This window comes from Amycolatopsis sp. CA-230715 (genome assembly GCF_018736145.1).
In the GTDB taxonomy this organism is placed as follows: domain Bacteria; phylum Actinomycetota; class Actinomycetes; order Mycobacteriales; family Pseudonocardiaceae; genus Amycolatopsis.
The window spans coordinates 9,266,774-9,285,609 of the sequence record NZ_CP059997.1; the positions used below are offsets into that span (position 1 = coordinate 9,266,774).

9 protein-coding genes are annotated in these 18,836 nt (G+C 70.0%); 2 read left to right on the forward strand and 7 right to left on the reverse strand.

What is annotated here, in order from left to right:
• Positions 1–4: 4 nt before the first annotated feature.
• Genes HUW46_RS43175 through sbnB form a run of 4 tightly spaced genes read right to left on the reverse strand, consistent with a single transcriptional unit; the run spans position 5 to position 13,044 of the window.
• Entirely contained in the window at positions 5–214 is a 210-nt protein-coding gene (locus HUW46_RS43175; protein WP_215550538.1) for an MbtH family protein, read from the reverse strand.
• A complete protein-coding gene (locus tag HUW46_RS43180) occupies positions 211–10,938 on the reverse strand; it encodes a non-ribosomal peptide synthetase (RefSeq protein ID WP_215544416.1) in 10,728 nt (3,575 codons plus the stop codon). The genes HUW46_RS43175 and HUW46_RS43180 overlap by 4 nt, the downstream gene beginning before the upstream one ends.
• 28 nt (positions 10,939–10,966) lie before the next feature.
• Positions 10,967–11,965, reverse strand: coding sequence for a 2,3-diaminopropionate biosynthesis protein SbnA (gene sbnA / locus HUW46_RS43185; RefSeq protein WP_215544417.1), 999 nt, complete (start codon positions 11,963–11,965; stop codon positions 10,967–10,969).
• A 32-nt stretch (positions 11,966–11,997) separates the two neighbouring features.
• Positions 11,998–13,044, reverse strand: coding sequence for a 2,3-diaminopropionate biosynthesis protein SbnB (gene sbnB, locus HUW46_RS43190; RefSeq protein WP_215544418.1), 1,047 nt, complete (start codon positions 13,042–13,044; stop codon positions 11,998–12,000).
• Between the two features lie 221 nt (positions 13,045–13,265).
• On the opposite strand from sbnB, the gene HUW46_RS43195 reads away from it, so the two are divergent.
• Together HUW46_RS43195 and HUW46_RS43200 are read left to right on the forward strand one after the other, a co-directional pair.
• Complete coding sequence (locus tag HUW46_RS43195; protein ID WP_215544419.1) at positions 13,266–14,243, forward strand: ATP-binding cassette domain-containing protein; 978 nt, start codon at positions 13,266–13,268, stop codon at positions 14,241–14,243.
• On the forward strand, positions 14,240–15,028 hold the full coding sequence (locus tag HUW46_RS43200) for an ABC transporter permease (RefSeq protein WP_215544420.1): 789 nt from the start codon (positions 14,240–14,242) through the stop codon (positions 15,026–15,028). The genes HUW46_RS43195 and HUW46_RS43200 overlap by 4 nt, the downstream gene beginning before the upstream one ends.
• Positions 15,029–15,054: 26 nt before the next feature.
• Here the strand turns inward: HUW46_RS43200 and HUW46_RS43205 are convergent, their stop codons facing one another.
• The 3 genes from HUW46_RS43205 to HUW46_RS43215 form a co-directional block, all read right to left on the reverse strand.
• The gene (locus HUW46_RS43205; RefSeq protein WP_215544421.1) at positions 15,055–15,732 is read right to left on the reverse strand and encodes a LuxR C-terminal-related transcriptional regulator; all 678 of its coding nucleotides are present in this window, start codon (positions 15,730–15,732) and stop codon (positions 15,055–15,057) included.
• A gap of 346 nt (positions 15,733–16,078) precedes the next feature.
• Positions 16,079–17,338: a pyridoxal phosphate-dependent aminotransferase gene (locus HUW46_RS43210; RefSeq protein WP_254125529.1), complete on the reverse strand. Its 1,260-nt coding sequence runs from the start codon at positions 17,336–17,338 to the stop codon at positions 16,079–16,081.
• The gene (locus tag HUW46_RS43215) at positions 17,335–18,675 is read right to left on the reverse strand and encodes a KamA family radical SAM protein (protein ID WP_215544422.1); all 1,341 of its coding nucleotides are present in this window, start codon (positions 18,673–18,675) and stop codon (positions 17,335–17,337) included. Before HUW46_RS43215 ends, HUW46_RS43210 begins: the two co-directional genes overlap by 4 nt.
• Between the last annotated feature and the right edge of the window lie 161 nt (positions 18,676–18,836).

The window sequence follows — 18,836 nt, forward strand, 5'->3', positions numbered from 1 at the left end:
TTGGTTACTTCAGGTTCTTCGCGATGAGGCTCGCGGGACGCAGGTCCCGCCAGTTCTCCTCGACGTAGGCGAGGCACGCCGCGCGCGAATCCGGTCCGTGCGCGGTCGTCCAGCCGTCCGGCAGCTCCGCGAACGCGGGCCACAGCGCGTGCTGTCCTTCGGCGTTGACGACGACGTGGAACGTGCCCGCTTCGTCGTCGAAGGGATTGGTCACCGGTTGCTCCTCTCCTCCGTGTTCTTCTCGGCGAGGTACCGCTCGAGCGCCGACCCGATCTGCCGGAGCACCGCTCCGTCGGTCATCCCCTCGTGCGTCGAGCCCACCTCGTGGCATTCGATCGAACCGTCTACATAGGACTTCCACTGGCCGGCGGACTGGTTGCCGACCTCCTCGGCCGCGACGAAGTGGACCATCGTGCCGCGGAAGACACCGGGGGTGAACTCGACCTGCAGCGCGAGGTTGTTGCGCCAGGCGGCGAAGCAGCGCTTCAGCTGCTCCGTGCTCAGATCGGCCATCGGGGTGTCGGTCGCGCGCAGCAGCTCAGAGAGGCCTTCGAAGTCCGGGCCCTTCACCGCGGGCTCGTCACCCCGCAGGCCGAAGAACCGCAGCGCGGTCGCGGCGAGGGACTCGTCGTCGATCAGCTCGCTCTCGTCACCGCCAGGCGCGCTGTCCAGGCTGGCGAGCAACGCGACCTCCTCGCCCTGCGCCTGCAGCTGGCAGGCGATTTCGTGCGCGACGACGCCGCCGAGCGACCAGCCGAGCAGGTGGTACGGGCCGTGCGGGCGGACCACCCTGATCTGGGCGAGGTAGTCCGCCGCCATCTCGCGGACGTCGCGCGGCAGCGGCACGTCCTCGGCGATACCCCGCGCCTGCAAGCCGTAGATCGGCCGGTCTGCCAGCGAACTCGCCAGCCCGAGGTAGGACCAGCTCACGCACCCCGCGGGGTGGACGCAGAACACCGGCACCTTGCCGCCTTCGCGGCGCAGCGGCAGCAGCACGTCGAACGGGGTGCCCTCGCCGAGCCGGTCCACCCTGCTCGCCAGCCTCGCCACCGTCGGGTGATCGAAGAGGTCCCTGATCGTCAGCCGCACACCGAGCGCGACCCTGATCCGGCTGACCAGCCTGCTCGCCAGCAGCGAATGCCCGCCGCGGTCGAAGAAGCTCTCGTCGACGCCGAGTTCGCCCGTGCCGAGCACGTCGGTGAACAACCCGTGCAGCAGGCGCTCCCTCGGCGTACTCGGCCCGCGCCCATCAACCACTACGACGTCCCGAACGTCTGATGTGGACGGACGGGTTTCCCGCCACTGGGGGAACCTGTGCTCCCACACCTCGTCCGGCGCGACGACCGCGGGCGCGTCCGGATCCGCGAGCACGCGAGCGAGCAGGCGATGGAAGCCCGAAACCAGGGACAGCACCGATTCCCGGTCGAACACGTCCGCGCTGTACCCGATGTTCGCGTCCAGCCCGTCACCGGTTTCGACGAACTCGCAGTGCAGGTCGAACTGCGCCGCCCCGGTGTCCACCGGCCACGCGTCCACGGCGAGACCGGGGAACTCCGCATGCGCGTCCCGGTTGTTCTGCAACACCAGCATCACCTGGAACAACGGGTGCCTTGCCTGGCTCCGTGCCGGGTTGAGCGCCTCCACCAGGCTTTCGAACGGCACGTCCTGGTGTTCCTGCGCGGCGAGATCGGTTTCGCGCACCCGAGCCAGCAGCGCCCGGAAGGACGGGTCCCCGCTCAGATCGGTGCGCAGCACGAGAGTGTTGATGAAGAACCCGATCAGATCGTCCAGCGCGTCGTCGGTCCGGCCCGCCACCGGGGTGCCGAGCGGGATGTCCGTGCCACCGCCGTGCGCGGCCAGCGTCGCCGCCAGCGCGGCGTGCAGGACCATGAACGCGGTGGTCCCGGTCGCCTTCGCCAGCTTCTCGATCTCCGCGCACTGCCCGGCCCCGATCGCGCTGGTGACCATGCCACCGGCGTAGGTCGGCTCCGCGGGACGCGCGTGGTCGTGCGGCAGCGGCAGCTCGTCGGGAAGACCGGCCAGCGCGTCGCGCCAGTGCCCGATCTGCTTGGCCAGCAGGCTTTCCGGGTCGTCGGCGGCACCGAGCAGCTCCCGCTGCCACAGGCTGTAGTCCGCGTACTGCACCGGCAGCGGAGTCCACTCCGGACCGGCGCCGTGCAGCCGCGCGGTGTAGGCCCGTGCCAGATCCGCGGCCAGCGGCCCCGCCGACCACCCATCCGTGGCGATGTGGTGCACCGCCAGCAACAGCACGTGCTCGTCGTGGCCGAGCACGAACAACGTCGCCCGCAGCGGCGGATCGACCGTGACGTCGAACCCGGCGCCCACCGCTTCCGCCAGCGCACCGTCCAGTCCGGACTCCGTGGTGTCCACAATGGACAGTCCGGTGAACGCCTCGTCCAGGCCGAGGATCCGCTGCCGCCCTTCGCCGTCGGACTCCGGGTAGACGGTCCGCAGCACCTCGTGCCGGTCGAGCAGGTCCCGGAGCGCGGACACCAGCGCGTCAGTGTCCAGCCGACCGCGCAACCGCACCGCGATCGGGATTGTGTACGCCGCGTTCGGGCCTTCGAACTGGTTGAGGAACCACAGCCGCCGCTGCGCGTAGGACAACGGCACCACCTCGGGCCGCGCACCGGCGACCAGCGGCGGGCGCACCCGCGCACCGTCGAGGCGCGCCGCGAGACCCGCGATCGTCGGGTGGTCGAACACGTCGCGCACCGAAACCTCGGCACCCAGCTCCGTGCGGATCCGGCTGGCGAGCCGGGTCGCCAGCAGCGAGTGCCCGCCGTGGTCGAAGAACGCGTCGTCGGCGCCCAGTTCGGCACCGTCGAGCACTTCGGCGAACAGCTTCTGCAACGCCAGCTCCCGAGGAGTGGACGGCGCACGGCCGGGTTCCACCGCGCGGGCCGACGGCGGCACCAGCGCCTTGCGGTCCACTTTTCCGTTGGGGGTCAACGGAAAGCGATCGAGGCGCAGATATGCCGACGGCAGCATGTAGGGCGGTACGAGCGAGCCGAGCCGGTCCTTCAGGTCACCGTCCGAAACTTCGCCGGTGAGCACGAGGTGCGCGGCGAGCCTGGCCCCGGAGCCGTCGTCGTACGGCTGCACGACGACGTCGGCGACCTCGGGCAAGCTCCGCAGCGCGGCCTCGATCTCACCGAGCTCGATCCGGTTGCCCCTGATTTTCACCTGGTCGTCCGCGCGGTGCAGGAACGTGATCTGCCCGCCCGCGCCCCGCGTCACCACGTCGCCGGTGCGGTACATCCGGGCACCGGAGGCACCGGCGAACGGGTCGGGCAGGAACACCGCCGCGGTCTTGCCCGGCGCACCGAGGTACCCGCGGCCGACGCCGAGCCCGCCGACGTACAGCTCACCGGCGACGCCGGTGGGAACCGGGCGCAGCCACGCGTCCAGCACGTAGAGCCCGGTGTTGCGCAGCGCGCTGCCGATCGGCGTGCGCGATCCGGCCGGGGCCGCGTCGAGTACGGCATGGGTGACGTCGTCGGAGCATTCCGTGGGGCCGTAGGCGTTCATCACCGGGATACCCGGATGCCGGTCCAGCCAGCGCGCGCACGACTTCGGCGGCAGCGCCTCACCGGTGACCACGAGCCAACGCAGGCCCGGGAACTCCGGTGTCGCGCGCTCGATGTCCCACGTGTCGAGGGTCGCCGCGAGCAGGGACGGCACCACTTCCAGGACCGTGACGCCCTCGCTCGTCACCACGTCGAACAGCGCGAGCGGATCGCGCGCCGTTTCCCCGCTGACCACGTGCGCCCTGCCCCCGGCCACGATCGGCGCCAGCATCTGCCACACCGAGATGTCGAAGGTCACCGGCGCGTTGTGCACCACCACGTCCCGTTCGGTCAGGCCGAGATCCTCGACCTTCGCGAGCAGGTGGTTGGCCATCCCGCCCCGGTGCACCATCGCGCCCTTGGGCTTGCCGGTGGACCCGGAGGTGTAGAGCACGTAGGCCAGGTCCAGATCCTTGCTGGGCACCGGGTTCCAGTCACGGGCGCCGCTGAGGTCCAGGTCCACGACATCGAGGTCACCCGCCAGTTCGTCGGCGAGCGCGCGATGCTCGCCGTCCGCCAGCAGGAGCGCGGGCGCCGCTTCGTCGAGCAGCCCGCGTGTCCTGCCGGACGGTGCCGCGGCGTCGAGCGGCAGGTACGCGCAGCCCGCGCCGAGCACCCCGAGCACCGCGGCCACGTAACCGGTCCCGCGCTCGGCGAGCAACGCGACGAGCGATCCCGCCTCGACCCCTTGTGCCCGAAGGCTTTCCGCGACCGACCCGGCCGCTTCGACGAGCCGCGCGTAGTCCATCCGCCCGCGCTCGTCGGACACCGCGACCGCCGAGGGCTGGCTCTTCGCCAGCTCGACGACCCTGGCGACGACATCGGTGATCTCGTTCGGCCGCGCGGTGTCGCCCGGCGTCACGAGCGCGTCGGCCACCTCGCCGTCATCGAGCACCAGTACCCGGCTCAACGGCAGGTCCGGCTCGGCGAGCGCCTGCTCCAGCACCCGCACCAGCCCCGAGGCCAGCGCCTCCACCGTCGGTCGGTCGAAGAGGTCGACGCTGAACTTCACCAGCGACGCGATACCCGCGCACGCTCCCCCGTCCTGCTCCTCGATGAACTCGAAGTGCAGGTCGAGATCGGCGATGTTGGTCCTGATCAGTTCGCTCGCCAGCACCAGCCCCGGCAGCTCGACGTCGGGGGCGTCGTTGTTGTGCACCGTGATCGCGACCTGGAACAACGGGTGCCGCGCCCGCGCCCGCGCCGGGTTCAACGCCTCCACCAGGCTTTCGAACGGCACGTCCTGGTTCCCGAACCCGGCGAGATCGGTTTCCCGTTGCTGCGCGAGCAGGCCGCGGAAGGACGGGTTGCCGCTGAGATCGGCCCGCAGCACCAGTGTGTTGACGAAGAACCCGATCAGGTCTTCCAGCGCGTCGTCGGTGCGCCCGGCCACCAGTGTCCCGAGCGGGATGTCCGTACCGGCGCCGAACTGCGACAGGGTCACCGCCAGCGCCGACTGCAGCACCATGAACGCGGTGGTCCCGGTGTCCTTCGCGAACCGGTCGAGCCGCTCGTGCAGCTCGGCGTCGAGCCGGAAGTCGACGATGTCACCGCGATAGGTCGGCTCGGTGGGACGCGGCCGGTCCACGGGCAGCGGCAGCTCGTCCGGCAGCCCCGCCAGCGCGGTGCGCCAGTACTCGGTCTGCTTCGCCACCAGGCTGCCGCCGTCCGCGAGGTCACCGAGCAGCCGCCGCTGCCACAGCGCGAAATCCGTGTACTGCACCGGAAGCGGCTCCCACTCCGGCGCGGCGCCGCCGAGCCGCGCGGTGTAGGCGGCGGCGAGATCGCGCGCCATCGGCGCGGTGGACCACCCGTCACTGGCGATGTGGTGCACCAGCAGCAACAACACGTGCTCCTCGGGGGCAACCTCGAACAGCGACGCCCGTAGCGGCGGGTCCACCGTCACGTCGAACCCGGTCATCGCCGCGACCCGCACGTCCTCGTCCAGGCGCGCGGCGTCCGTCTTAGTCACCGGCAGCTCGCCGACGACCTCGTCGACCGCGAGCACCTGCTGACGGCCTTCGCCCCCGGCGTCCGGGTACACCGTCCGCAGCACCTCGTGCCGTTCGACGAGATCGCGCACCGCGGCGCTCATCGCCGCCCGGTCGAGCGTTCCGGTCAACCGCACCGCGATCGGGATGTTGTAGGCCGCGCCCGGCCCCTCGAACTGGTTGAGGAACCACAGCCGCCGCTGCGCGAACGACAGCGGCACCACCTCGGGCCGCTCGCCCGCGACCAGCGCGGGCCGCACCCGCGCGGCACCGAGCTTGGCCGCGAGCTTCGCGACCGTCTGGTTCTCGAACACGTCCCTGATCGTCACCGCGGTCTGCAGCGCCGACTGGATCCGCCCGATCAGCTTGCCGACCCGCAGCGAGTTCCCGCCGCTCTGGAAGAAGTTGTCGTCGATGCCGATCCGGTCACGGCCGAGCACCTCGGCGAAGAGTCCACAAAGGATCTCCTCGTGCTGGTTGCGGGGTTCCTGCGGGCGAGGTGAACCGTCCCAGTCCTCCTCGGTCGCTTCCACTGTGTCCTCTTGGGACTCGTCGGCCTCGTCCCGTTCGAACACCTCCGGTTCGCCGTACCGGCTCCACCGGCCCTGCCTGCCGGTGGCGATCATCTTCGCCCCCGCCTTGCCGAACGGGTTCGCCACCAGCAGCTCGGCCACCTCCGCCCCGTCGGCCGGTTTGATCCGGTCGGCCGCCACGAACCACCGGCCGGTCGCCCCGGGCGGGACGAGCGCCAGGTGCTCGTCGAGCAGGTACACCTTGGGCTTCGACGGCGGTGCCACGGGCAGGCCCTCGAGCATCGTGGGCACCGCGGCCGCGCGCCTGCTCCACTCGCGCAGGATCATGTCCCGCTCGCCCGCACCGAGAACGTCCAAACGCGACAGTGGTGTCGTCGGATCCTCGATCGCCGACTCCAGCAGCCGCACCAGCCGGTCGCCGATCCGCTCCACGGTGTCCTCGAAGAACAGGTCCGTGCTGTACTCGATGCTGCCCGCGATCCCGGTCGGCTGCCCATCCTCGTAGTCCTCGACGAAGTTGAACGCGATGTCGAACTTCGCCGTGCCGTTCGCGGCCAGTTCGAAGTGACCGGAGAGACCCTCCATCTCGATGACCGGCTTTTCGTTGTTCTGGAAGGCGATGATCACCTGGAACGGCGTCTTCGTGCCCGCGGAGCGGACCGGGTTCACGATCTCCAGGATCCGTTCGAACGGCACGTCCTGGTGCCCGTAGGCGGCGAGATCGGTTTCGCGCACCCGGTCGAGCAGCTCGGCGAAACCCGGGTCGCCCGACAGGTCCGACCGCAGCAGCACGGTGTTGATGAACAGGCCGACCAGCGGGTCGAGCAGCGGGTCCATCCGGCCCGCGATCGGGCTGCCGAGCGGGATGTCCGTGCTCCCACCGAGCTTGCTCAGCAGCGCGCACAGCGCCGCCTGCACCACCATGAACGGGGTCGCGCCGCGGCTGTTCGCCAGCTCCACGATCCCTTCGTGCAGCTCCCCGTCGATCGGGAAGTACAGCGTGTCGCCGTGGTAGGTCCGCACGGCGGGACGCGGCCGGTCGAGCGGGAGGTTCAGATCGGTGTTGATCCCGGTCAGCTCCGCGCTCCAGTACGCGAGCTGCTCCGCGATCACACTGTCCTCATCGGACGGATCGCCGAGGAACTTCTCCTGCCACAGCGCGTAGTCGATGTACTGGACCTCCAACGGCGCCCAACCGGGGGCCTGCCCGTGCACCCGGGCGTTGTAGGCGGTGTTCATGTCCGAGGCCAGCGCCGCCACCGACCACCCGTCGGTGGAGATGTGGTGCACCACGACCAGCAGCACGTGATCGTCCTCGCCGAGCGCGAGCAAGGTCGGGCGCACCGGGATCTCGGCCGAGAGGTCGAAGGCGTAGGCGGCCGCGTCCAGTACCGCGTCCTCCAGCTCGTCCTCGGAGATCTCCACGACCTCCATCCGCGGATGCGCGGCGTCCCCTTCCAGCACCACCTGGTACGGCTCGCCGTCGTCGTGGCGGAACACCGTCCGCAAGGTCTCGTGCCGATCGATCAGGTCCCAGAACGCGCGCTCCAGCGCGACCCGGTCCAGCTTCCCGGAAAGCCTCGCCATCGACGGCACGTTGTAGGTCCCGCTCGGTCCCTCCAGCTTGTCCAGGAACCACATGCGGTACTGCCCCGGCGACAACGGGATCCGCTCCGGCCGGACGCCGCGCTCGAGCACCGGACGTTCGCGGACCGGGCCGACCAGCAGCGCGGCCAGGTCACCCGCGCGCGGCGAGCTGAACAGGTCCCGCAGGGTCAGTTCGATCCCGGTCGCCTGCCGCAGCCTGCTGAGCACCTTCGTGCCGAGCAGCGAATGCCCGCCGAGATCGAAGAACCCGTCGTCGACACCGACCCGCTCCACACCGAGTACCTCGGCGTAGACGGCGGTGACCAGTTCCTCGCTCTCCGTTCCGGGTGCGCGGTAGTCCGTCGCGGCGTCCAATTCGGGCGCGGGCAACGCTTTGTGGTCCACTTTCCCGTTCGGTGTCAGCGGAAGTTCGGGCAGCTTCACGAACGCCGACGGCACCAGGTAGGCGGGCAGCCGCCGCTCGGTGCCCGAGCGCCATTCCTCCGGCTCGCCGTCACCGGCGAGGTAGGCCACGAGCCGTTTCTGACCGGCCGAGTCCGCCCCGACCACCACGACCGCGTCGGCCACCCCCGGCAGGGTCCGGAGCATCACCTCCACCTCGGCCACCTCGATGCGGTGCCCGCGGATCTTCACCTGGCGGTCACGCCGCTCCAGGAACTCCAGCTGACCGTCCTCGCGGTACCGCACGACGTCACCGGTGCGGTACATCCGCGCACCACCGCGCCGGAACGGGTCCGGCAGGAAGGTCACCGCGGTACGGCCCGCGTCGGCGAGGTAGCCCCTGCCGACCCCGGCGCCCGCGACGTACAGCTCGCCGGGAACACCGACCGGGACCGGCCGCAGACCGTCACCGAGCACGTAGAGCCGCGTGTTCCGCACCGCGCGCCCGATCGGGACCCGCGTCCCCTCCAGCCCTGCCGAGGGCGTGATCACCGCGTGGGTCACGTCGTCGGCGCATTCGGTGGGGCCGTAGGCGTTCACCAGCGGGATCGCCGGGAACCGCCGGAACCAGCGCGCGCACAGGTCCGGCGGCAGCGCCTCGCCAGTGACCACCAGGTTCCGCAGCGCCGCGAGCTCCGGGACCCGGCCGCCGTCGTCCCACACGTCCAGCGCCGCGCGCAGCAGCGACGGCACGACTTCGAGGATCGTGACGCCCTCGGATTCGGTGACCCCGAACAGCGCCGAGGGATCGCTCGCGGTGTCCCGGTCGACGACCCGCACGGTCCCGCCGAGCAGCAGCGCGTCCATCATCTGCCACACCGAGATGTCGAACGACAGTGGCGCGTTCTGCACGATCCGGTCGTCACCGGTCAGGCCGAGGTCGTCGATCTTGGCGAGGAGGTGGTTGACCATCCCGCCGTGTGTGACCATGGCGCCCTTGGGCCTGCCGGTGGACCCCGACGTGAAGATCACGTAGGCGAGGTCGTCCTCGGTCACCACCACCGGATCCCACCCGGCTCCCCGCGCACCGCGCGCGGGGATCGCGTGGACGACGTGCTCGCCGCCCAGTTCCCGTCCCCCGTGCTCGTACGGCGCACCCGAGAGCACCACGTTCGCACCGCTCTCGGTGAGCACCTGGCTCTGGCGGGCGACCGGCGCCTGCGGGTCCAGCGGCACGTACGCACCGCCCGCGGCCCACACGCCGAGCACGGCCGCGATGAAACCGGCACCCCGGTCGTCGAGGATCGCCACCATCTCGCCCTTCGCGAGCCCGGTGAGCAGTTCGGTCACGGCAGCCGCGCGAGCGCACAGCTCCGCATAACTGGTCTCGCCCTCGGAATCGACGACGGCGACGTCATCGGGGCGAGCGTCCGCGATCCGGCGCACCGTCGTGACGACATCGGAGAAGTCCTCGGACCGCTCGGTGTCCAGCCACTTCCCGAGCACCAGGTCGCGCTCGTCGCCGTCGACGAGATCGATCGTCCCGACCGGCGACGACGGCGCGCACGAACCCAGTTCCACCAGGAACCCGCGCAGGCGGCCCACCAGCCGGTCGAGCGCCTCGGTGTCGTAGAGCCGGGGGTTGCCGTCGAAGAGGATCTTGAGGCCGCCGTCCTCCAGGTCGTGCACCGTGATCGACAGGTCGTCGTTGGGCGCCGTGGAAAGGTTGCGGGACAACACGGTGCACGGGCCGAACTTCAGCTCCTCGATGAACGAGGCGACGTTCAGCTCCGGGCCGAACGGCCTGGTGTCGTCGCGGCCGAGTCCCATCTGCTCGCGCACCCGCTGCCCGCGGCGGCGCTGGTGGCGCAACGTCCTGCTGACCTCTTTGCCCACATAGGACACCAGCTCGCCGCGGGTCATTCCGGGGTGGACGGCCAGCGGCAGCGGCAGCACGTTCGCGCGCATCCCGGGGATCGCGCGCATCGCGGGCGTGGTGCGCGCGGTGACCGGCATGGACACCATGACCTCGGCCGTGCCCGCCATCCGCTGCAGGTAGGCCGCCGTCGCCGCGATCACGAACGTCGGCCACGCCGCGCGCTCTTCCCACGCGACCGCGCGCAGGCGTTCGGCGGTATCGGCGTCCACCACCGCGCCCGTGCGCAGGAAGCTCTCCGCCGGCACGATCTCCGTTCCGGCCAGCGTCGTCAGCTGCGGTGTCTCGGGGAACCGGGCCGCCCAGAAGTCCTTGTCCTTCTCCGCCTGCTTCGAGTCCAAATAGGACGCCTCGTCGGCGAGCAGGTCGGCGAGCGGCGGGAACGCGCCCGCTCCGGGATCGCCGCCGGTGACCATCGCGGTGTAGATCTCGCCCACCCTGCGCGCGAACAGGGCTTCGCTGAACCCGTCCCACAGCACGTGGTGCGCGCGCATGAAGAAGGAGGCCCGCTCGTCCGCCGTCCGCAGCAACGCCATGGTGTACAGCGGCGGCGCCGACAGATCCGCGACGGTGTGCAGATCCGCGCGCATCCACTCGTCCGCCGCGGCCGCGGGATCGGGCTCCTCGCGCAGGTCGACGATCCGCAGCGGCGGCCCCGCCAGCGGTTCGACGACCTGGCGGATGTCGTCACCGTCTACTTCGAACCGGACGCGGAGGCATTCGGCCTCGGTCACCGCCTGCGTGACCGCGTCCGAGAACACGTCCATCCGCAGAGGCCCGGTGATCTCGTGGCACTCCGCGATGTTCCAGATCGGGTTGCCCTCGTCGAGCAACTGCGCGTACCAGACCTCGAGCTGCGCCGCCGACAGCGGCAACGGCTCCGGGCGATTCTCCGACATGCTGGCCTTCTCCCAGGAATTCGCGTCGTCAGTGGGTGGCGTTGAGCTCGGGAAGGGACTCGGGTCCCTCCCGGTAGGCCGCCTCCGGCCAGTACGCTTCGTCCACCCATTCGTCGTTGTAGACGGTTTCGAGGTACCGCTCGCCGAGGTCCGGCGCGATCGCCACGGCGGTGAGCGAGTCACCTGGCGCGTTGTCCGCGAGCCACGTCAACGCACCGCTGAGCACCGTGCCGGTCGAGCCGCCGAACAGGAACCCGCGCGCGGCGAGCTCGCGGCAGCGCCGCACCGCGTCCGGTTCGGACACGTGCACCACTTCGTCCACAAAGGATTCATCGAGGATCGCGGGCCGGACGCTGGTGCCGAGGCCGGGGATCAGCCGCCTGCCCGGTGCGCAGCCGAAGGTGACCGACCCGATCACGTCCACCGCGACGATCCGGGTGGTGCGCCCGGAGTCGCGGAAGTACCGCGCGCACCCCATCAGCGTCCCGGTCGTTCCCGCGCCGACGAACAACACGTCCAGCTCGGGGAACTGGGCGGCCACCGACGGCGCGGTGTGCAGGTAGTGCGCCATCCAGTTGTCCGGGTTGCGGTACTGGTTCAGCCAGACGAACCGGCTGTCGGCGGTGCACAGCGCGCGCACGTGGGAGATCCGCGCGCCGAGGAAGCCACCGTCCGCCGCGGGCTCGGTGATCACGTGCACCCGCGCCCCGAACGCCTCCATCATGCGGCGGGTCGCGTCGTTGCACCTGGCGTCGGTGACGCACACGAACCCGTAGCCCCGGTCGGCCGCGAGCATGCTCAGCGCCACGCCGAGGTTGCCGGACGACGACTCCACCAGGGTCGCGCCCGGTCGCAGCACACCGCGCCGCTCCGCGCTCGAGATCATTTCCGCGGCGGCCTTCAGCTTCACCGAACCGGAGAAGTTGAACCCTTCGCACTTGAGGTAGAGCGACCGCCCGAACGCCGACCGGAGATCGACGTAAAGGCTCTCTTCGTTGTATTCCTGAGGAGCCGAAATGATAGGCACGCACAATCCCCTATCCGCGTGTGGCACCGAGGCTACTTGTCAGCCTTCCGGTGCCGATCCGTCTCGTGGAAGAAGTCCGGGACGACCGAAAGCGCACCGGCCTCGCCCAATTCGTCGTAAACGTGTTTCGCGACCGCGAGGTCGAGCACGCCGAGCCCGAACGGCGAAAACACCAGCGGCCGGTCCTTCGGCAGTTCGACCCGGTTTTCGAGCACATCGAAAAGGGTGCCGGAAAGGAAGCCGCGGTCACCTGTGAGCTGCTCGGCGAGATGCGGCGAAGTGTCCGCCTTGAGGCAGTGGTCCACATCGTCGACGATGTTCGTCGAGATCAGGATGATCTCCGGTGCCAGGTCCCGCAGCGACACGTTCAGCACCAGCGGGTCGTGCCGGAACCAGTCGACCTCGTGGATGTGCGGGGTACCGGCCACCGTCGCGAGCACCACCAGGTCACTGCCCCTGATCAGGCTTTCCGCGTCGGAGTGCACGGTGATCGTGCCGGTCGTGCCCGCGCCGTCGAGGTAGTCCCGGAACCCGTTCGCCGACTCGGCGTTCAGGTCGTGCACCCCGATCTCGTCGAACTCCCACCCGGTGCGCGCGAGATAGGTGTGCAGGTAGCGGGCGATCAACCCGGTGCCGAGGAAGCCGACGCGCCGGGGGCGGTCGTGCCCCTTGGTCAGCGCCGCCGCGGCCAGCGCAGCCGACGCCGCCGTCCGCGCCGCGCTGATCACCGAGCTCTCCAGGCAGGCGATCGGGTAGCCCGTGTCGTGGTCGTTCAGGATCAGCACGGCCGACGCCCTCGGCACGCCGTTCGCCACGTTGCCGGGGAAGCTGGAAATCCACTTCACGCCGTCGACGCTGTTGTCGCCACCGACCGAGGCTGGCAGGGCGATGATGCGCGAGGTCGGCCGGTCCGGGAAGCGGAGGAAGTACGACGGCGGATTCACCGTGTCGCCCTCGCCGTGCAACCGGTACGCCGATTCGACGATATCAACGACCTTCTTCTCGTTTCCGTCCAGCACGCCGAATACCTGGCGTCCCGAGATCACCGAGAAAGGCGGTATTCCATTTCGTTCCGGCATCCGATACTCCCTGTCCGCCAGCCGGGTGTGTTCCGAAAGTTTCTGCTACAGTCGTCGTTCGCCGTGCACACTGGCGCGTTCTGAACGAGGTACCGCAACGCTATCCCGGGCACCACTGGCATACGGCCACCTCTACTGGCCGACGGCCAACTGGGTCACTGCTGGAATAGGGAAACACGGGCGTTCTTCGATGGCGCTCGCGCACGGAAAAGGGGTGACGCGTGACCGCGGCGATCGAGACCGAAGGCCTTCGGAAAAGCTACGGGAAGAACGAGGCGTTGCGCGGGGTCGACCTCCGCGTGCCCGCGGGCACCGTGCTCGGGGTGCTCGGGCGGAACGGGGCGGGCAAGACCACGACCGTCCGGATCCTGTCGACCCTGCTCACCCCGAACGCCGGTCGCGCCACCGTGGCGGGCTTCGACGTGGTGCGGGAGCAGGCACAGGTCCGGCGCCGCATCGGGCTCGCCGGGCAGTACGCGGCCGTCGACGGCGACCTCACCGGCCGGGAAAACCTCGTCCTGCTCGGCAAACTGCTGCACCTCGGCCGCCGGATCGCGAAAGCGCGCGCCGCCGAACTGCTCACCCAGTTCGATCTCACCGGCGCGGCGGACCGCCCGGCCAGAACGTACTCGGGCGGGATGCGCCGCCGCCTCGACCTCGCGAGCTGCCTCATCGCGCGCCCGCCGGTGATCTTCCTCGACGAACCGACCACCGGCCTGGACCCGTCGAGCCGCTCTTCGCTGTGGGCCGCGATCCGCGCCGAAGCCGCCGCCGGTGCCACGGTCCTGCTCACCACGCAGTACCTCGAAGAGGCCGACAAGCTCGCGGACCGGATCGTGGTCATCGACGGCGGGAAGGTGGTCGCCGAAGGCAGCCCCGACGAGCTCAAGCGGACCGTCGGCGGCGAATGGCTCGAAATCGTCGTCGCCGACCCGCGGAACGCCGCGCAGGCACGGGAGATCCTGATCGCGGAGGGCGGCGACGCCGTCTCGGCGGAGACAGAGGGTTCCCGCGTCCGCGCGCCGGTCCCCGGCGGCGTCGGCGGAATCGGCAGGGTGGCCGCGCGGCTCGACACCGCCGGGATCGCCGTGCTCGACTTCGCGCTGCGGCGGCCGTCGCTCGACGACGTGTTCTTCGCCATCACCGCGTCCGGCGGCGCGGAAACCGTTGCACCGAAAGAGAAGGAGTTCGTGGCGTGACGACGCTCGGCGACATCGCGGCACTGGCCGGACGGCGCATCACGGCGATGTGGCGCTCGCCCGCGAAGGTGATCGGCGTGCTGATGATGCCGATCAGCATGGTGCTCGTGCTCGGCTACCTCTTCGACGGCTCGATCGCGCTTCCCGACGGGCAGCGCTACGTCGACTACCTGACCGCGGGCGTCGCGGTGCAGGTCGGGCTCGCCTGCGTGGCCACCAGCGCGCTCGGCATCGCCGACGACCTCCGCGGCGGGCTCGCCGACCGGTTCCGGTCGCTGCCGATCCGCCGCAGCGCCGTCCTGTTCGGACACACGATCTCCGAGCTCTCCCTCGTCGCCGTCGGCATCGCGGCCACCAGCGGGATCGCGGCGCTGCTCGGCTGGCGCATCCACGCATCGCCGCTGTCCGCGATCGCCGGGTTCGCGCTGCTGCTGCTGTTCTCCTACGGCATGCTCTGGGTCGGTGTCCTCATCGGACTGTCCATTCGCGGCACCGAGGCGATCAGCTCCACCGCCGCGATGATCATGGTATTCGGGTCGTTCGTGTCGAACGCCTTCGTACCCCTGCGGGGCCTGCCGGACTGGCTCGCGACGGTCTCCGCGTGGAACCCGGTCAGTTCGGTGGTGGCCGCCTGCCGCACGCTCTGGGGCAACCCCACCGTGGTCACCGGCACCGGTTTCGCCGAACAGCACGCCACCCTCATCGCCGTGGCCGTGCTCGCACTGGTGCTCCTCGTGACGGTCACCGCGAGCAGCCGCGTGTACCGTCGCGCCGTCGCGGGCTGACCGGTCCCGCGACGGCGCCGTCGGTGTCACGGCGCCCGGTGCTGCTGCGGAACCTTCGGCGGCCAGGCATCCGGCGTCAGCAGCCCCAGCACGTAGGAGCGCGAAACCAGTTCGGCGCGGTTCTTCACCTTCAGCTTCCGCAGCATCCGGTGGATGTGGTACTCCACGCCCTGCCTGCTCAGGTAGAGCTTCCTGGCCATCTCCGCCGTGGTCGTGCCCTCGGCGATGCCCTGCAGAATGCGCGCGTCGAGATCGGTGAGCCTGCCGCTGCCCGTCCCACCGTCGGTGCCGGGACGCCGTCCACGATGCGGCAGGCACAGCAGGAGCACCGCGGCCCTGCCTTCGGTGTTCTCCGGCAGCGCCGTCGCGACGACGGTCACCGGCGCCGCGGCGATCCCGGAGACGAGCTGGTGGAACTGGTCGCGGAACACGCGGTCCTTCCGGCGCGCGAGCCGGATCAGCCGCTGTTCCACGCGCTGGGCCACGTAGGGGTGCAGCAGCGCGGGAAACGTGGACGACCGCACCTCGGCCGAGGACCGGCCGACCAGCGCGAGCAGTTCCGGGTTGGCGTCGAGGACGCGCAGCTCGCGGTCCAAAATCGCCAGCGAAACACCGGAGTTTTCGAAGAACGACGAGAAGATGTGCTCGTATTCACGGGTCAGGCCATAAGGGAAATCGACCTGTTCCAGGGGACGATCGGCCACGGCAACGCCGTGGGGTGCCATCGGAGCAATAGTCATCGGTAGCCTCTGTTCGCCATCACGGAAACATGGAGACGGGGATTTCCGAATCATTCTTCGTGGAATCACCGTCGCGGGAATCGCGTCTTCGCGATTCACGATCGCCGGATCACTGCCGACAACCATGACTCTATGGAGCCGGTTTTTCACCGTCAACACGACCAGGTGAACCCGCCCTAATCCCGTGGTGCGCGACCGCACTGTTCGGTCGCCCCGCCGACCGAACGGTTCGGTTCGGTCGATCCACCCCGAACATGCCGGTGCCGCACCCCCGAGGGAGTGCGGCACCGGTGTTTCGCAGGCGGATCGGCTACTCGGTGAGCCTCGCGAAGGCATCACGGAGCGTGTCCAGCTGCGCGGCCACATGGGGCAACGCGACCGGGTCGGGAGCCCGGAGCGCCGCCCACCGCTCGGCCGGGGTCTCGCCGTACAACATGCTGGTCGCGGCGCGGAACCGGAGGCACCGCGGAACGTCGCCGAGGTGGTGCCCGCCCAGCACCGCCACACCGAGCCGCTCGATCAGGTATTCCTGCAGTGATGCCGAATCCGTAACCGATTTCGCGGCCAGCACCGCCCTCGCCTGCTCGAAGTCCGGGTACACGTAGAAGCCGCCGGTCGGCCTCCGGCAGACCGCACCAGCCTCGGTCACGATGGCGTGCACGGCCGCCGCGACCGAACCATGCAACCGGACACTAGCGCTCAGATGAGCAACGACCTCGTCTGGCTCGGACAACGCGTGGACGGCGACCTCCTGCATCGGACCCGCCAGCGTCGACCAGATCTCGCTGCCGACACCCAGCACCCGCGAGCGGAGCCACCGCCCCTTGCCGGTGTCGGGAAACCGCGCGAACCCGATCCGCCAGCCCCCGAGCGCGAGGCTCTTGCTCAGCCCGGAGGTGACCACCGTGCGGTCCGGCACGAACTCGGCGGGACTCGTCACGCTCGCGCCGTCCTCGTGGAGGATGTCCCGGTAGATCTCGTCCGAGATGATCAGGAGATCCTCTTCCTCGGCGATCTCGCACAGCCTGCGCACCGTTTCCCGCGACGGATACGTGCCGGTCGGGTTGTCCGGCAGCGTGAGCAGCAGGATCCGGGGATCACCACCCGCCGCGCGGTGCGCCCGGATCGCCTCGGGGAGCCGCTCCGGGTCGGGCACGCCGCCGCTCTCGGCGGGAATCGGGACCTCCAGCACGCCACGCCCGGCCAGCCGCGCCTGCGGCTCGTAGGTCACCCAGCACGGCTTGGGCAGGATCACCGAGCCCTCGAGTGCCGCCATCAGCGCGAACAGGATCGGCTTGCTGCCCGGCGCGAGCACCGTCTGCTCCGGACCGGTCGCCAGTCCCCGCCGCGTGAAGTAGCCCGCCGCCGCCTCCCGTGCGTCCTCGGCACCAGCGATCGGCCCGTAGGCGTTCCGCTGCGCTCCGGCACTCAAACGAGCGACCAGGAAATCGGGAACCGGAAGCTGCGATTCACCGAACCCGAGGTGAACGAGCGACCGGCCCTCGGCGCGGAGCCGGTTCACCGCCTCGTCGAGCGCCAGGTTGGGCGAGGTCGCGAACACCGCGGTCACCGGTCCTCCTTGGTCAGCGACTGGGACTGGACGGCCTCCAGGATGTCGGGCGGGGTGCCCGGCACCAAGTCCAGTTCGTCGAGCCACGCCGCGTCGCGGTCGAGGCGGGCGAAGAACGGGCGCCCGGTGAGCGCGGGTTCCCTGCCCTGCATGAACCTCAGCTGCAGCAGGCTCTCGCCGCCGATCTCGGCGGTGCCGTCCACGATCACCTTGCCCGGGGTCGCGGACATGACCGGGCCGCGGACCGTCCTCGCCAGCCCGGGAAGCCGGCGGTAGGCCGATGCGAACAACTCGTACGCGCGGGCCAGCGGGACCTTGAAGTAGTCGTGCGGGCCGGTGTCGCGCGCGACGAACAGGTAGTACGGCACCGCGCCCGCAGCGAACTCCCCCGACCACAGCTCCGCCAGCGCGTCCGCGTCGTCGTTGACGTGCGCGATCAACGGGGACTGGCAGTACATCCGCGCCCCCGTCGAAAGGATCCGCCTGATCGCCTGCTGTGCGATGTCGGTGGACAGCTCGCGGCCGTGGCTGTAATGCGCCATCACCGCGAGCGTCCGCCCGGAGTCCACCACTTGCTGGTACAGCCGGAGCGTGTCGTCGGCGTCGGCGTCGGTGACGAAGCGCTGCGGCCAGTACGCCACCGACTTCGTGCCGATCCTGATGGTGCGGACGGTGTCGACGGCGAGCAGCGGTTCGAGGTGCACCCGCAGGCGCTCCGCCGACATCACCATGGGGTCCCCGCCGGTCACCAGCACGTCGGTGACCTCGGGATGCGCGCGAAGGTAGCGAACGAGGTCGTCCGCCTCCTTCACCGCGAACCGCAGGTCCTGGTCCCCGACGAATTGCGCCCACCGGAAGCAGTAGGTGCAGTAGGTGTGGCAGGTTTGGCCCTGCTGCGGGAAGTACAGCACCGTCTGGCGGTACTTGTGCTGGAGTCCCTGCAGGTTTTCCCCGCCGAGGCTCGGCACGTTCAGTTCCAGTTGCCCGGACGGATGCGGGTTCAGGCTCTGGCGGATCCGCTTCACCACGGCCGGGAGTTCGGCACGGCGGCCGGGACCGCTCGCCACCTTGGCCAGCGCCTGCTCATCAGCCTTGGACAGCATCCCGTCCTGCGGGAACACCAGCTGGAAGATCGGGTCCTCCGGCACGCGCGTCCAGTCGATGAGCTCGGAAAGCACGTACTCGTTCACCCGGAACGGCAGCACGAGCGAAAAGAGCCGGATGGTCTCCGCCAGCTCCTCCGGTACCGGGAAGCGCCGCAGGATCTCGTCGAGCTTGCTCGGCCCGTACGCCTCGAACCTGGTGCCGATCGGGGTTGGATGCGTTAACAGCTTCACGGGCTTGTTTCCCTTTCCTGCGAATAGCACGCGGGTGAGCCCACTGCACGGATTTGACAATTCTTCACTTCGTCGGCGACGCTACTTCCCACGCGCATGGCAGAATGCTCGAAACACCGGCGCGCCCGAAAACCCCTTGGTGCGTCGGCATTGTCTGGCAT

Bases quoted from the DNA above. Each gene is read 5' to 3' on its own strand.
- HUW46_RS43180 (WP_215544416.1), bottom strand. From the start codon at position 10,938: ATGTCGGAGAATCGCCCGGAGCCGTTGCCGCTGTCGGCGGCGCAGCTC.
- sbnB (WP_215544418.1), bottom strand. From the start codon at position 13,044: ATGCCGGAACGAAATGGAATACCGCCTTTCTCGGTGATCTCGGGACGC.